11 protein-coding genes are annotated in these 14,772 nt (G+C 74.3%); 3 read left to right on the top strand and 8 right to left on the bottom strand.

Annotated elements, in window-relative coordinates; genetic code table 11:
* Positions 1-74 precede the first annotated feature (74 nt).
* Complete coding sequence (locus ACFW6B_RS37925; protein ID WP_386603891.1) at positions 75-1,547, top strand: regulator; 1,473 nt, start codon at positions 75-77, stop codon at positions 1,545-1,547.
* 153 nt (positions 1,548-1,700) lie between these two features.
* Here the strand turns inward: ACFW6B_RS37925 and ACFW6B_RS37920 are convergent, their stop codons facing one another.
* Both ACFW6B_RS37920 and ACFW6B_RS37915 read right to left on the bottom strand, forming a co-directional pair.
* Positions 1,701-3,095 (bottom strand): NAD(P)/FAD-dependent oxidoreductase, encoded by a 1,395-nt coding sequence (locus tag ACFW6B_RS37920; protein WP_386603836.1) that lies wholly within the window; start codon positions 3,093-3,095, stop codon positions 1,701-1,703.
* 209 nt (positions 3,096-3,304) lie between these two features.
* Positions 3,305-4,225 (bottom strand): TIGR01777 family oxidoreductase, encoded by a 921-nt coding sequence (locus ACFW6B_RS37915; protein WP_386603834.1) that lies wholly within the window; start codon positions 4,223-4,225, stop codon positions 3,305-3,307.
* Between the two features lie 72 nt (positions 4,226-4,297).
* Here ACFW6B_RS37915 and ACFW6B_RS37910 point away from each other — a divergent pair, with 72 nt between their 5' ends.
* Positions 4,298-4,789 carry a GNAT family N-acetyltransferase gene (locus ACFW6B_RS37910; RefSeq protein ID WP_386603832.1) on the top strand — a complete coding sequence of 164 codons (492 nt, stop codon included), beginning with the start codon at positions 4,298-4,300 and terminating at the stop codon, positions 4,787-4,789.
* A 57-nt stretch (positions 4,790-4,846) separates the two neighbouring features.
* Here the strand turns inward: ACFW6B_RS37910 and ACFW6B_RS37905 are convergent, their stop codons facing one another.
* Positions 4,847-6,031 carry a MarP family serine protease gene (locus ACFW6B_RS37905; RefSeq protein ID WP_386603830.1) on the bottom strand — a complete coding sequence of 395 codons (1,185 nt, stop codon included), beginning with the start codon at positions 6,029-6,031 and terminating at the stop codon, positions 4,847-4,849.
* Between the two features lie 415 nt (positions 6,032-6,446).
* On the opposite strand from ACFW6B_RS37905, the gene ACFW6B_RS37900 reads away from it, so the two are divergent.
* Positions 6,447-7,169, top strand: a complete 723-nt coding sequence (locus ACFW6B_RS37900) for a peptidoglycan recognition protein (RefSeq protein ID WP_386603889.1) — start codon at positions 6,447-6,449, stop codon at positions 7,167-7,169.
* 418 nt (positions 7,170-7,587) lie between these two features.
* Here the strand turns inward: ACFW6B_RS37900 and ACFW6B_RS37895 are convergent, their stop codons facing one another.
* The 5 genes from ACFW6B_RS37895 to sucB all read right to left on the bottom strand — a co-directional run.
* The gene (locus tag ACFW6B_RS37895) at positions 7,588-8,109 is read right to left on the bottom strand and encodes a DUF4240 domain-containing protein (RefSeq protein ID WP_386603887.1); all 522 of its coding nucleotides are present in this window, start codon (positions 8,107-8,109) and stop codon (positions 7,588-7,590) included.
* A gap of 103 nt (positions 8,110-8,212) precedes the next feature.
* Positions 8,213-9,196, bottom strand: a complete 984-nt coding sequence (locus tag ACFW6B_RS37890) for a helix-turn-helix transcriptional regulator (protein WP_386603828.1) — start codon at positions 9,194-9,196, stop codon at positions 8,213-8,215.
* A gap of 125 nt (positions 9,197-9,321) precedes the next feature.
* On the bottom strand, positions 9,322-12,021 hold the full coding sequence (aceE, locus tag ACFW6B_RS37885; protein ID WP_386603826.1) for a pyruvate dehydrogenase (acetyl-transferring), homodimeric type: 2,700 nt from the start codon (positions 12,019-12,021) through the stop codon (positions 9,322-9,324).
* 296 nt (positions 12,022-12,317) lie between these two features.
* Positions 12,318-12,941 (bottom strand): GntR family transcriptional regulator, encoded by a 624-nt coding sequence (locus ACFW6B_RS37880; protein WP_386603824.1) that lies wholly within the window; start codon positions 12,939-12,941, stop codon positions 12,318-12,320.
* Positions 12,942-13,262: 321 nt separating this feature from the next.
* On the bottom strand, positions 13,263-14,772 hold a 1,510-nt coding region (gene sucB, locus ACFW6B_RS37875; protein WP_386603822.1), incomplete at its 5' end, for a 2-oxoglutarate dehydrogenase, E2 component, dihydrolipoamide succinyltransferase.

The following is a 14,772-nucleotide window of genomic DNA, read 5'->3' as shown; positions in this document are numbered from 1 at the left end:
GGGGAGGCGCAAGCATGTTCCACGCCGCCCCCGGGACCGCCCTGGAGACCCGAAGGCAGGAGACCGCACCGCAGATGACGGAACGACCCGCGCAGCGCACGCCCAATCGACAGCTCGCCGCGCTCATCGCAGAAGCGGGGTTCTCCAACGCAGGTCTCGCCCGTCGGGTCGACCAGCTCGGACTCGAACACGGACTGGACCTGAGATACGACAAGACCTCGGTGACCCGGTGGCTGCGGGGCCAGCAGCCCCGCGGGACGACCCCCGCGCTCATCGCCGAGGTGTTCACCCGCCGCCTCGGCCGGCGCCTGAGCGCCCAGGACCTCGGGCTCGACGCCTGCGCGCCGGTGTACGCGGGGCTGGAGTTCGCCGCGACCCCCGAGGAGGCCGTGGACATCGTCAGCGGCCTGTGGCGCAAGGACTCCGGGAGCCACGCCGAGCTCCGCAAGATCGCCTTCACCCCGGCCGGACTCGTCGTGCCCAGCCGGGACTGGCTGATCGGCCGGGCCGACGACCGGGTCGCCCGAGGCGAGCAGCCCTCCCGCATCCCCGCCCAGGGCCGCCCGGCCGCGCCCAAGCTCACGGCGCCGCCCGAGCAGGGGGGAGCCTCGTCCCGGCGCGGCCGCACCGAGCGGGGCCCCGGCCAGCGGGTCACCGGCGGGGACATCGCCGCGCTCCGCTCGGTCGGCGAGCTCTTCCGCGCCCTCGACCACGCCTACGGCGGCGGCCACGCCCGCCAGGCGCTGGTCCGCTACCTGGAGCACGAGGCCGAGCCGATGCTGCGCGGCGCGTACGGCGAGCAGACCGGCCGCCACCTGTTCGCCGCCGCCGCCGACCTCACCCGGCTCGCCGGCTGGACGTCGTACGACATCGGCGCCCACGGACTCGCGCAGCGGTACTTCGTCCAGGCGCTGCGCCTGGCGCAGGCCGCGGGGGACCGGGTGTACGGCTCCTACGTGCTCATCACGATGAGCCGGCAGGCCGTCTACCTCGGGCACGGGCGCGAGGCCGTACAGCTCGCGCGGGTCGCGCAGCAGGGCCTCGGGTCCGGGGGCCCGCACGTCGTGCAGGCGCTGCTGCACGCCGTCGAGGCGCGCGGCCACGGGGTGCTCGGCGAGGTGCGGGCCTGCACGGCCTCCCTGGTGCGGGCCGAACGCGCGCTGGAGGCGTCCCGGACCGGCGACGAGGTCCCGCACTGGGCCCGGTACTTCGACGAGGCGCAGCTCGCCGACGAGTTCGGGCACTGCCACCGGGACCTCCAGCAGTTCCGGGCGGCGGCGCAGCACGCCGAACGCTCGCTGCAGCTGCGGGCGCCCGGATACGCCCGCAGCCGGCTGTTCTGCCGGGTGGTGCTCGCCTCGGCCCGGCTCGGGCTCGGAGAGCTCGACCAGGCCTGTCTGCTCGGCGCGGAGGCCGCGGGGCAGGCGGCGGAGATGCGGTCGGCGCGGGCCGTCGAGTACGTGCGGGACTTCGAGAAACGGCTCGAACCGTACAAGGACGCCGCGCCCGTGCGCGGCTACCGCGACAAGGTGGCCGCGCTGAACTGACCCCGGGGCCGGCGTCCCCGGTCTCCGGCCTGGGGAACCGGAGACCGGGAAGCCCGGTGCACGCGCCGGGGTCCGCCCGCCGGCGCACGCGGACCCCGGCCCGCCCGTGCGGGGCCGCCCTCCGGGGGCGGAGCGGGGGACCGGGGTCCCGGGTCAGGCGGCGGCGGAGGCCAGGGGTTCGGACAGCGGGGCGGGGGCGTGGACGTCCAGGTCCGTCAGGAGGGCGTGGGCGGCCCGCCGGGCCGAGTGGAGCGCGCCCTGCACCGTGCTGGTGTCCCGGTGGTCACCGCACACGTACAGGCCCGCGAGCAGCCGTACGGGACGGCGCGGGTCGTGCGGCGGCGGCATCGCCGGCACCGCCTCCGGCTCGTGATGGACCGCCAGCAGCTCCCAGCGGGTCGTGGACGTCCCGTAGAGGCGGGCGAGCTGGGCGCGGACCGTCGCGTCCAGGTGGGACGCGGCGGGTGCCGCGCCGAGCACGGTCGAGGAGACCAGGGCGCGCCCCGCCGGTGCCCGGCTCGGGTCGACCTGGCTGACGACCGCCGTGTGGGCGACCGGGCCGCTCCGGTCGGCGTCCAGGACCAGCGCCGGATCGGTGAGCGGCGGTTCGTCCGTGGTGTGGTGCAGGACGGTCACCGGATGGAAGGCGGGGACGTGCAGACCGGGCAGGAACCCGGCGGCGGCACGGGCCCCGGTCGCGAGCAGGACGGCCCGGCAGCGGAGTTCGCCGTGGTCCTTCGTCGTGACACGGGTCGTGGAGACGGCGGTGACCTCGACGCCCGTGTGCACGGTGCCGGGCGGAAGGGCGGCGGCGAGCAGCTCGGGCAGCGCGTCCGCCCCGCCCTCGGGCAGGCACAGCCGGCCCGTCGCGAAGGAGTGCAGCGCGAGGTCGGCGCACCGGCTCGACGTCCCCAGCTCCGGGTCGCACAGCAGGGCCGCGAGAAGGGGGCGCAGAAAGGTTTCGACCGTACGGGCCGGGAGCCCCCGGGCGGTCAGCGCCTGCGCCGCGGTGAGGTCGGGGCGGGCGAGCAGGCGCTCCGGCGCGGTGGAGGCGAGACGGGCGAGGGACGCGCTCAGACGGGACTGGTCGAGGGGGCTGCCGAGCGGTCCGGGGCGGGTGGTGCCGCGCGCGGGCCGGGGCAGCGGAAGCCGGGGGGCGCTCGCGAGGGCGCGCGCGGTGGTGAGTGCGCCCCTCGCGCTCCGGGGTGTGCCGGGCGTGCCCGTGTGGTGGCGATGGCCGTCGCTGTGCAGCAGCACCCCCGGCGAGAACGGGCGCAGGACGAGGCCGTCCAGGCCCGGGGTGTGGCGCAGCTCCGGGTACGAGGTGGACAGGAGCCGGCCGAGCCGGTCCAGCCGGAAGCCGTCGACCTTCTCCGTGGACATGCGGCCGCCCACATGAGGGGCGGCTTCCAGGACGGCGGTCCTCAGCCCCGCCCCGGTCAGATGCCGTGCGGCCGCGAGGCCGGCGACACCGGCTCCCACGACGACGACGTCGACGTCTTCGGTGATCTCCGCCGTGTGCGCGGTGTGGCGTGCGGGCTCTAGCACGTGCCCCTCCTCGAGGTTGCGCGGCCGGTGGGGACGTCATGCCCCCAACACGCTTCTGGAATGCCCGAGTTCGGATCGAGGGTGCGAGGTTCGGCCGCGCGGGGGAACCCGCGCGGCAGCCGTGCACGGGAGCATGGGGGGGTGCATGTACCCGCCCGGCGGGGCGTCTATCCGCCCGGCGGGGTGTCCGGGCCCGCCGGGAAGGACGGCTATCGGCCCAGCGCCGCCCGCAGCGATCCCTCGATCGAGGGAAACGCGAAGACGAAACCCGATTCCAGGAGGCGGGTGGGCAGGACGCGCTGGCTGCCCAGGACGTCGTCGGCCATGTCGCCGAGGGCGAGCCGCAGCAGCGGGGCGGGAGCGGTCAGGAGGGTCGGACGGTGCAGGACACGGCCCATGGCCGCGGTGATCTCGCCATTGGTGAGCGGGTCGGGGGCGGTCAGGTTCACCGGCCCCGACAGCGACTCCGTGTCGATGAGATGCCGGATCGCGGCCACCTCGTCGTGCAGCGAGATGTAGCTCCAGTACTGGCGCCCGTTCCCCATCCGTCCCCCGGCGCCCGCCCTGAACAGCGGGATCAGCCTCGCCCAGGCCCCGCCCTCACGGGCCACCACGAGCCCGGTCCTGGCGAGCACCGTGCGAACCCCCGCCTCCTGCGCCGGAGCGGTGGCCTCCTCCCACTCCACGCAGACGGACGGCAGGAACCCCGCCCCGGGCGGCGCCGACTCGTCCACCGCGCGGCCGTCCGTGTCGCCGTAGAACCCGATCGCGCTCCCGTTGACGAAGACCCGCGGCGGTTCGTCGAGCGAGGCCACCGCCTCCGCGAGCGTCGCCGTCCCGAGCACCCGGCTGTCCCGGATCATCCGCTTGTACGTACGTGTCCAGGGCCGCCCCGCGACCGGGGCCCCGGCCAGGTTGACCACCGCGGCACAGCCGATGAGCCCCACCGCGTCGATCCGCTGCCGCTGCGGATCCCAGCGGATCTCGTGCGGCGAACGCGGCTCGCGGCGCACGAGCCTGACCACCTCGTGCCCCTCGGCGCTCAGGGAGCGCGCCAGCGCGGAGCCGATCAGGCCGGACGCGCCGGCGATCACGATGCGGGAGCCCGGGGGCAGCGGTGAGTCGCTCATGGGTCCATCCTGCCCGCGCCGCCGCGGACTTCACGGAAAGGACCGCAGCGCGGCGGCCGTACAGTGACCGGTATGCCAGCTGCTCCGCTGATACGCACCGCCACTTCGGACGACGAGGACGCGCTCGGCCGGATCGACCGCGACACCTGGTCCACGCTGCACGCCGTCATGCCGCGCCCCCGGCCGCCGTACGAGCCCTTCTACAGCGAGCGGTTCGGCCCCCGGGACCATTTCGTGGCCGAGCTCGACGGCAGGCTCGTGGGGTACGTCCGGCTGGGTTTCCCGACCGCTCTGGCCTGCAACGCGCACGTCCGGCAGATCCTCGGACTGGCCGTCGCCGACGAGGCCCGCGGCGCCGGGGTCGGCCGCGCGCTGCTGCGGGCGGCGCGCGAGGAGGCCCGCCGCCAGGGCGCCCGGCGCATCACCCTGCGCGTGCTCGGCCACAACGTCCCGGCGCGGACGCTGTACGAGTCCGAGGGGTTCGTCGTCGAGGGGATCCTGCCCGGGGAGTTCCTGCTGGACGGCGCCTACGTGGACGACGTCCTGATGGGACACCCGCTCTGACCGGACCGGACCGGGGCGGACCTGGACCGGGGTGGACCTGGACCGGCCGGGTCCGGCTCAGGACGAGACGAGGTCGCCCGTGTCCACGCGGGCCGTGGCGTGCGCCGCCTTCCGGGCGTCGCCCGCGATCTCGCGCGCCGTCAGGACGTAACCGGTCTCGTCGTCCGAGGTCGAACGGGCGAAGACCATGCCGTACACCTCGCCGTCGGTGGTCAGGAGCGGGCCGCCGGAGTTGCCGGGACGGACGGTCGAGCGGATCGAGTAGACCTCGCGGGTGACCGTGCCGGTGCCGTAGATGTTCTGGCCCGTCGCGTTGATGCGGCTCGCGACGGTGGCCGCCTGGAGGTCCAGGCCGCCGTCCTGCGGGTAGCCCGCGACCACCGCGGAGTCCCCGCGCGAGGCGACCCCGTCGAACTTGAGAACCGGTGCCCGGAGCGTCGGCACGTACAGGACGGCGACGTCCTTCTGCGGATCGAAGAGCACCACCCGCGCCGGGTACGGGCGGCCGACCCCGCCCACCCGCACGGTCGGCCGGTCGATGCCCGCCACCACGTGCGCGTTGGTCATCACCCGGCGGGGGGCGTAGACGAAGCCGCTGCCCTCCCGGCCCTGGTTGCCCGAGGCGCCCTCGACCTTCACGGTGCTCAGCTTGGCGGCGTTCGTCGCGGACGGCGTGACACTGTCCCCGGAGGGCTTGGCGACACCGGCCGCCGGTTCGTTCTCGAAGGGGTTGAAGACCTGCGGGAAGCCCGCCTCCGTGAGGGCCGAGGTCGCGCGCGAGAACCAGGTCGGCGTGGTCTCCGGCATCGTGTTCTGCACGGCGCCCAGCAGCGCCGAGTTGCGGATCGACTGCGTCACCACCGTCGAGGAGGACGCGCCGAGGACGCTCGCCGCCACCCAGGCCACCAGCAGCACGGCGACGGTGTTCGCCGCGGCCCCGCCGATCCCGTCGGCCACCCGCAGCGGCCCCTGGTCCAGCTCGCGGCGCAGCTTCAGCGCCAGCCGCCCGGCAAGCTCGTGGCCCACCGCGGCGGGTACCAGGACCGTGAGCACCGCCGTGACCGTCGCCGCCGGTGTCCCCGCCGTGACCAGCTCCATCATCCACGGCAGCACCCATACGCCGATGACGGCGCCGCCCACGAAGCCGGCCAGCGAGACACAGCCGGCCACCAGGCCGCGACGGTACCCGGACGCCGCGTAGACCAGGATGACCAGCACCAGCAGGAGGTCGAGAACGTCCACGGAGCCGCCTTTCTCTAGGGCCCCTCAGTACGCGCCGGGCGGGCCCAGTGATCAGCCACGCGCGTTCCGGTGCCGCGGGAAACGGCCGCACACCCGTGGACCTGTAGAAACGTCCCGGATACGCACGATGGTTCCACCAGGTGGCACACCACACATCGCGGCCCGCGCGGATCCGGGTCAGGGTGGCTCCATGCGTGTCTTCCGGAAGCCGCGGGGACCTCGAATACGGAGCGTGGAGCGGGCGTCCCGGCCCGGGCGCCACGGACGTTCCGGGCCCCCGGGCCGAGACGGTCGCACCGGCGGAACTCTGCGGACCCCCCGTGCGCCGGTGCCGCCCGGTGTGCGCCGGCGTGCGCCGGTGCCGCCGCCGAGAACGGTCCTCGTCGCCCTCGGGTGCGTGCCCGGCCTGCTCGCGATGCTGGCGCTGGTGGTGTGCCCGGCGGGGGTGGACCGCAAGGCGTCCCGGGCCGCCGCCCCGCCCACCGCCGTGGCCCGGACCACCGCTCCCCGGATCACCGTCCCCCGTCCCGTCGTCAGGCCGCTCATCGTGCCGCGGTCGACGTGGCTGGACGCCGTGAGCACGCGCGAGCAGCCGCCGCCCCGCTACGACGACCGCGTCGTGGCCGTCTTCGTCCATCACACCGACTCGCCGAGCGGCTACGACTGCGCCGACGCGCCCCGCGTCATCCGTGACGTGTACGCGGGCCAGACCGGCGCCAAGCACTGGGACGACATCGGCTACAACTTCCTCGTCGACCGCTGCGGCACGATCTACGAGGGCCGCGCCGGCGGGGTCGACCGGCCCGTCACCGGGGCGCACACACAGGGCTTCAACCACCGCTCCGCAGGGATAGCGGCGATCGGCACCTTCACGGCGGGATCACCGGTGCCGAAGGCGATGACCGACGCGATCGCCCGCCTGGTGGCCTGGAAGCTCGGGCTCGGCGGCGTGGACCCGCGGGGCACGGTCCGCCTCGTCTCCAGCAACGGCCTCAGCCGCTACCCCGCGGGCACCGCCGCCGTGCTCTCCACCGTCTCCGGCCACGACGCGGCCTTCATGACCAGCTGCCCGGGCGCCGCCCTCAGCGACCGCCTCCCCGAGATACGCGCCCTCGCGGCCCGCCTCCAGGGCCGCTGACCGCCGGCGCGCCCGGCGTCGGCGTCCACAGGCGCGCCCCCGTCCGCTCACAGCCTCCCCCGAGCCGCGCGCCCTACCGTCCGGGTACGCCGTCGTGCGACGGCGTGCACACCGACCGGAGGCGGGAATGACGAGGATCAGCCGGACGGAGCCCGCGCGCCGCGCGGGGAGCGGGGCGCACGCGGGGCGCGCCGAGGGCGGGCGGGAGACGCGGGCCGGGAACCCGGCAGCCGGCCGGACGGCCGTGGCGCGGGGGCCGTGGGCGGTGCTGTGCGCCGTGGCGACGGTCGTCCTGGGCCCGGCGGCGGTCACGGCGTCCGCGCTGGACCGGGCCAACGCGGCCCCCCGGCACCACACGGCACGGGCCACGGGCCCCGGGGCCGCGCGGGCACCTCCTGACGCGCCGGCCCCCGGCCCCTCAGTCCTCCCTGAAGCGCTCCCACAGCTTGGGGTAGCGCTCCGCGATGACGGAGTCGTTCTCGAACTCGAGCGGGGTCCCCTCGGGCTCGGCGGCCGCGGCCGGGATGCCCAGAGCGGGCGCGACGACACCGGTGAGCTGCTCGTAGGCCTCGTCGGCCGCGTACCCCAGCTCCTCGCCGTCGCCGTCGATCTCCTCGTCGAAGTCGTCCAGGAGCTCGGCGAGCGTGTCCGGGTCGTGCATGGCCCCCTCGAAGACCTCCCTGCCCTGGCCGATCAGCCAGCACCGGAAGAAGTCGAAGGCGTCGTCGCTGGCCCCGTCGAGCAGCAGCCAGGCCGCGCCCCACAGGTCCCAGCGGTAGGCGCGGTTGTAACGGGACTCGAAGTGCCGGGCGAAGTCCAGGACGGAGTCCGGGTCGAGCTGGACGAGCCGCTCGACGAGCAGATCCGCCTGTTCCTCGGGGTCGCCCTCGGCAGTCTCGCGGGTCGTGTCCACCAGCTGCCAGAACTCCGTCTCGTCCATCACGGGTCCAGCATCGGGCCTGGGCGGGAGGGACGCACGTGGAGCGGGGCAGATTGTTATGCATGCACATGCCGACGGTAAAACCACCGGCTTCCTGCGGATTTCAACCGGGCGCGGACCGGTAGAGCGCCGCCGCTCTCGCCGCGTCCTCGGCGCAGTGCCGCCGCAGGGACTCCGGGGCGAGCACCTCCACCTCGGGCCCCAGCCCGCGCAGCCGGTCGTGGGCGACCTCCTCGGACTCGACGGGCAGGGTGAGGGTCACCCAGCCCCGTCCGTCGGGGGCGCCCGACGTGCCGAGCCCCTCCTTCGCCGACACGGGATCGAGGGCGTACGGCAACAGCCGTACCCCCTCGGGGGACAGCCGTACGACGACCTCGGACCGCAGCACGGACCGGGCGAACTCCTCGGCCCGCTCCTCCCAGAACGCCGGCAGGTCGAACCCGTCGTCCCGCCGGAACCGCTCCGCGCCGGGGTCGACGGCAGTGAACCGGTCGATCCTGTAGACCCGGAAGACCTCCGCGTCCGCCACCCGCGCGCACAGGTACCAGAGCCCCGCCTTCAGGACGAGCCCGTACGGTTCGAGGGCCCGCTCCACCTCGGAACCGTCGCGCCGGTAGCGAGCGAGGACCCGGCGGTCGTCCCACACCGCGTCCGCGAGCGCGGGCAGCAGCCCGGGCGTCCGCGGCTCGCTGAACCAGGCGGGGGCGTCCAGGTGGAAGCGCTGCGCCGCCGTGCGCGGGGCGTCCCGCAGGGACGGCAGCAGCGCCGCCGAGACCTTCAGCCGGGCCGCCGACGCCGTGTCCTGGAGGCCCATGTCGCGCAGCGCCCCGGGCACCCCGCTCAGGAACAGCGCCTCCGCCTCGTCGCGCGCCAGTCCCGTCAGCCGTGTGCGGTACCCGCCGACCAGGCGGTAGCCGCCGGCCCGGCCCCGGTCCGCGTAGACCGGGACCCCCGCCTCCGACAGCGCCTGCGCGTCCCGGGAGACCGTGCGCTCGGACACCTCCAGCTCCCGCGCCAGCTCGGCGGCGGTCATCGACGCGCGGGTCTGGAGCAGCAGCACCATCTTGATCAGACGAGCGGCACGCATGGGTTCATCATGCCGGGCGCCACCGGCGGCCGGGAAAAGCGGGGAGGGCCGCCACCGGCGGCCGGGAAAGCCGAGAGGGGGCACGGCGCTCGCCGTACCCCCTCTCCGGGTCCGACCCCCGGGCACTACAGGCCGTAGCGCTCCCGGGCCTCCTTCACCGCCGACGCCTTGACCTCGCCGCGGCGGGCGAGCTGCGCCAGCGCGGCGACGACGATCGACTGCGCGTCCACGCCGAAGTGGCGGCGGGCCGCGTCGCGGGTGTCGGACAGGCCGAAGCCGTCGGCACCGAGCGAGGACCAGTCCTGCTCGACCCACTGCGCGATCTGGTCCGGGACCTGGCGCATGTAGTCGGAGACCGCGAGCACCGGGCCCTCGGCGCCCTGGAGCGCCTGGCGGACGAACGGCACCCGGTCCTCGCCGCGCAGCAGGGCCGCGTCGGCCTCCAGCGCGTCACGGCGCAGCTCGGTCCAGGAGGTCGCGGACCACACGTCGGCGGCCACGCCCCACTCCTCGGCGAGCAGCTTCTGGGCCGCGAGGGTCCAGTGGATCGCCGTGCCGGAACCGATCAGCTGGATGCGCGGGGCGTTCGCCGCGGCCACGTCCAGGCCGGCCGACTCCGCCGTGTTGAAGCGGTACAGGCCCTTGAGGATGCCCTCGTCGACGCCGGCCGGCTTGGCGGGCTGCGGCATCGGCTCGTTGTAGACGGTCAGGTAGTAGAAGACGTCCTGGTCCTCGCCCGGGGCCGCCTCGCCGTACATCCGGCGCAGACCGTCCTTGACGATCGCGGCGATCTCGTACGCGAACGCCGGGTCGTAGGACAGCGCCGCCGGGTTCGTCGCCGCGATGACGGGGGAGTGGCCGTCGGCGTGCTGGAGGCCCTCACCGGTCAGGGTCGTGCGGCCGGCCGTGGCGCCGACGAGGAAGCCGCGGCCGAGCTGGTCGCCGAGCTGCCACATCTGGTCGGCCGTGCGCTGCCAGCCGAACATCGAGTAGAAGATGTAGAAGGGGATCATCGTCTCGCCGTGCGTGGAGTACGCGGTGGACGCGGCGATGAAGTCCGCCATGGAGCCGGCCTCGGTGATCCCCTCGTTGAGGATCTGGCCGTCCTTGGCCTCCTTGTAGTACATCAGCTGGTCGCGGTCGACCGGCTCGTACGTCTGGCCCTTGGGCGAGTAGATGCCCAGCGACGGGAAGAGCGACTCCATACCGAAGGTACGGGCCTCGTCCGGGACGATCGGCACCCAGCGCTTGCCGGTCTGCTTGTCGCGGACCAGGTCCTTGACCAGGCGGACGAACGCCATCGTCGTCGCCACGCTCTGCGAGCCGGAGCCCTTGTCGAAGGAGGCGAACGTCTTGTCGGCGGGGGCCGGCAGCGGGGCCAGGGCGTGCGTGCGGCGGGCCGGGGCCGGGCCGCCGAGGGCCGCGCGGCGCTCCTGGAGGTAACGGACCTCGGGGGAGTCGGCGCCGGGGTGGCCGTAGGGCACCACACCGTCGACGAACTGGCTGTCGGAGATGGGCAGTTCGAGCAGGTCACGCATCTGCTTGAACTCGTCCGCGGACAGCTTCTTCATCTGGTGGTTGGCGTTCTTCGACGCGAAGCCCGGGCCGAGGGTGTGGCCCTTGACCGTCTGGGCCAGGATCACCGTGGGCGCGCCCTTGTGGGCGAGGGCGGCGCGGTAGGCCGCGTACACCTTGCGCGACTCGTGGCCGCCGCGGGACAGGTGGAAGCACTCCAGGATCTTGTCGTCGCTGATCAGCTTCGCCATCTCGGCGAGCGCCGGGTCGGAGCCGAAGAAGTCCTGGCGGATGTAGGCGGCGTCGCGGGTCTGGTACGTCTGCACCTGCGCGTCGGGCACCTGGCGCAGGCGGCGGACGAGCGCGCCCGTGGTGTCGAGCTGGAACAGCTCGTCCCAGGCCGAGCCCCACAGCGACTTCACGACGTTCCAGCCGGCGCCGCGGAACTGCGCCTCCAGCTCCTGCACGATCTTGAAGTTCGCGCGGACCGGGCCGTCGAGGCGCTGCAGGTTGCAGTTGATGACGAAGGTCAGGTTGTCCAGGCCCTCGCGGGAGGCCAGCGCGAGTGCCGCGGTCGACTCGGGCTCGTCCATCTCGCCGTCACCGAGGAACGCCCACACGTGGGACGCGGAGACGTCCTTGATGCCGCGGTTGGTGAGGTAGCGGTTGAAGCGGGCCTGGTAGATCGCCGACAGCGGGCCGAGGCCCATGGAGACGGTCGGGAACTCCCACAGCCAGGGCAGCCGACGCGGGTGCGGGTACGACGGGAGGCCGTTGCCGCCCGACTCCTGGCGGAAGTTGTCCAGGTGCTGCTCGTTCAGCCGGCCGTCGAGGAAGGCGCGGGCGTAGATGCCGGGGGAGGCGTGGCCCTGGATGTAGAGCTGGTCTCCGGAGCCGTCACCCTCCTTGCCCTTGAAGAAGTGGTTGAAGCCGGTCTCGTAGAGCCAGGCCGCGGAGGCGAAGGTGGCGATGTGGCCGCCGACGCCGTACTTCGCGCCCCGGGTCACCATCGCGGCCGCGTTCCAGCGGTTCCACGCGGTGATCCGGGCCTCCATCGCCTCGTCACCGTCGACGACGGGCTCGGCGGCGGTGGGGATGGTGTTGACGTAGTCCGTCTCGAGCAGCTTGGGCAGCGCGAGACCGTTGCCCTCGGCGCGCTCCAGCGTGCGGCGCATCAGGTACGCGGCACGGTGCGGCCCGGCCGCCTCGGTGACGGCGTCCAGGGAGGCCTGCCACTCGGCGGTCTCCTCGGGGTCGCGGTCCGGGAGCTGGTCGAGCTCGCTCGGCTGGATTGCGGTGGGGTCGGTCATTGCGCCGCCTTCCGGATGCGGAGGGGGGTTCCCTCGTCGGCAAGGGGTTTTCGGGGTGTGCCCTTGGTCTATGGCAGGACAGGGCGAAGGGCTCTTGTGGGAGCCCGTCGAGGACTGTAACCCCCTGATCGATGATCGATCAAAGGATTCCGGGCGAAATCCTCTCCAGAACGAAAAGTCGGCACCCGGTGCCTCGTGGGCAGGCACCGGGTGCCGTGAAAATCGACGGTTCTCGCAGGTGGGAGCACGGGTGAGCGCGGGCGCGCTCCCCTGCGCCGGTGTCGTCCGGGTGCCCCTCAGGGGCGCGGGGCGCAGCCGAGGACGTGTGCCTTCACGAGCTCGGCGATCAACGGATCGCGCCGCCGGAAGGCGTCCACGAGGGCCTCGTGCTCCTCCGCGTACGACTGCTGCACGGTCCCGAGCCAGCGGATGGAAAGGGCCGTGAAGACCTCGATGCCCAGCCCTTCCCAGGTGTGCAGGAGCACGGAGTTCCCGGCCGCCCGGACCAGCTCGCGGTGGAAGGCCACGGTGTGCCGCACCTGGCCGGTCCCGTCGGCCAGCCGGTCGGCTTCGTACAGCGCGGTCACATGGGGTTCGAGGGCCGAGCAGTCCTCCGCCAGCCTCTCCGCCGCCAGCTCCGCCGCGATGGCCTCGAGACCGGCTCGTACGGGGTAGCTCTCCTCCAGGTCGGCGGCCGTCAGGTTCCGGACCCGGACGCCCTTGTTCGGGGCCGACTCGATCAGCCGCAGCGACTCCAGCTCGCGCAGCGCCTCGCGCACCGGGGTCTGGCTGACCTCCAGCTCGGTGGCGATCCGCCGCTCCACGATCCGCTCGCCCGGCTTCCAGCGCCCGCTGACGATCCCCTCCACGATGTGCTCGCGGATCTGTTCGCGCAGCGAGTGGACGACGGGCGCGGTCATGAAGGCTCCTTTGGGAGGGGCGGCGAGATAACCCCGGGGGCGTTTGACCTTTAGACAATAAGGCCGTGGCCCGGCCGGTGAGGGGCGCACGGCGGCGCTTTCCCGCAGGTGAGACGAGACTTACACGCCGTCAGAGTGTTCCCCTCCGTACGGACCCGTACCGTGCGAAGTCCGGATTCGTCCCGTCGATGCGGCCGCGCGGCCGGGGACGCGGCGGAAGAACGGCGGCCGAGGGGCCCCGGCCCCGGCGAAACACGACACCCCCGCCGGGAGAACCGGACGGGGGTGCCGTGTCTGCGTGCCGCGTGCGGGCGGTGCGGGTTACAGGCCGAGCTCGACCTCGAACTCGCCCGCCTCCAGGATCGCCTTGACCGCGGTCAGGTAGCGGGCGGCGTCGGCGCCGTCCACCAGACGGTGGTCGTAGGACAGCGTCAGGTACGTCATGTCGCGGACGCCGATGACCGTGCCCTCCTCCGTCTCGATGACGGCCGGACGCTTGACCGTGGCGCCGATGCCCAGGATCGCGACCTGGTTCGGCGGCACGATGATCGTGTCGAAGAGCGCGCCGCGCGAGCCGGTGTTGGAGATGGTGAAGGTCGCGCCGGACAGCTCGTCCGGGGTGATCTTGTTCGCCCGGACCTTGCCCGCCAGGTCGGCGGTGGCCTTCGAGATGCCGGCGATGTTCAGGTCGCCCGCGCCCTTGATGACCGGGGTCATCAGGCCCTTCTCCGAGTCCACCGCGATGCCGATGTTCTCGGCGTCGAAGTAGGTGATCGTGCCCTCGGCCTCGTTGATCCGGGCGTTGATGACCGGGTGGGCCTTCAGCGCCTGGGCCGCCGCCTTCACGAAGAACGGCATCGGGGAGAGCTTGACGCCCTCGCGGGCCGCGAAGGAGTCCTTCGCCTGCGCGCGGAGCTTCATCAGGCGGGTGATGTCGACCTCGACGACCGAGGACAGCTGCGCCTGCTCGTGCAGGGCCTTGACCATGTTGTCGCCGATGACCTTGCGGATGCGGGTCATCTTGACGGTCTGGCCGCGCAGCGGGGAGACCTCCAGGACCGGGGCCTTCTTGGCGGCGGCGGCCGGGGCGGCGGCAGCGGCCGGGGCCTGGACCGCGGCGGCGGCCTTCGCGGCCTCGGCGGCGGCGACGACGTCCTGCTTGCGGATGCGGCCGCCGACGCCGGTGCCCTTGACGGCGGCCAGGTCGACGCCGTTCTCGGCGGCGAGCTTGCGCACCAGCGGGGTCACGTACGCGCCGTCGTCACCGGCGGTGGCGGCGGGCGCCGGGGCCGGGGTGACGGGGGCGGGCGCGGCCACCGGCGCGGGGGCCGGAGCGGCGGGCGCGGCAGGGGCGGCGGGCTGGACCGGGGCCGGGGCGGCGGCGGCCGGGGCGGCCGGAGCAGCCGGGGCCGGGGCCGGAGCGGCCGGAGCCGGAGCCGCGGCGGGGGCGGCGGGAGCGGCCGCGGCGGGGGCGGCCGGAGCCGCACCGGGGGCGCCGATGACGGCCAGCTTCGCGCCGACCTCCGCGGTCTCGTCCTCGCCGACGACGATCTCCAGCAGCACGCCGGCGACCGGCGCGGGGATCTCGGTGTCGACCTTGTCCGTGGAGACCTCGAGCAGGGGCTCGTCCTCCGCGACCTCCTCGCCGACCTCCTTCAGCCAGCGGGTGACGGTGCCCTCGGTGACCGACTCGCCCAGCGCGGGCAGCACGACGTCGGTGCCGGAGGCGCCACCGGCCGGAGCGGCGGGAGCGGCGGCGGCCGGGGCCGGGGCGGCGGGGGCCTCGGCGACGGGGGCGGGGGCGGCCGGGGCGGCGGCCGGGGCCGGAGCC

Source organism: Streptomyces sp. NPDC058751, assembly GCF_042746485.1.
GTDB lineage: Bacteria > Actinomycetota > Actinomycetes > Streptomycetales > Streptomycetaceae > Streptomyces.
The sequence above is the reverse complement of the archived record's forward strand: the minus strand, read 5'-3'. Positions and strand labels throughout refer to the sequence as shown.

Bases quoted from the DNA above. Each gene is read 5' to 3' on its own strand.
- ACFW6B_RS37925 (WP_386603891.1), top strand. From the start codon at position 75: ATGACGGAACGACCCGCGCAGCGCACGCCCAATCGACAGCTCGCCGCG.
- ACFW6B_RS37915 (WP_386603834.1), bottom strand. From the start codon at position 4,225: ATGAGCGACTCACCGCTGCCCCCGGGCTCCCGCATCGTGATCGCCGGC.
- ACFW6B_RS37910 (WP_386603832.1), top strand. From the start codon at position 4,298: ATGCCAGCTGCTCCGCTGATACGCACCGCCACTTCGGACGACGAGGAC.
- ACFW6B_RS37900 (WP_386603889.1), top strand. From the start codon at position 6,447: ATGCTGGCGCTGGTGGTGTGCCCGGCGGGGGTGGACCGCAAGGCGTCC.
- ACFW6B_RS37895 (WP_386603887.1), bottom strand. From the start codon at position 8,109: ATGGACGAGACGGAGTTCTGGCAGCTGGTGGACACGACCCGCGAGACT.
- ACFW6B_RS37890 (WP_386603828.1), bottom strand. From the start codon at position 9,196: ATGCGTGCCGCTCGTCTGATCAAGATGGTGCTGCTGCTCCAGACCCGC.
- aceE (WP_386603826.1), bottom strand. From the start codon at position 12,021: ATGACCGACCCCACCGCAATCCAGCCGAGCGAGCTCGACCAGCTCCCG.
- ACFW6B_RS37880 (WP_386603824.1), bottom strand. From the start codon at position 12,941: ATGACCGCGCCCGTCGTCCACTCGCTGCGCGAACAGATCCGCGAGCAC.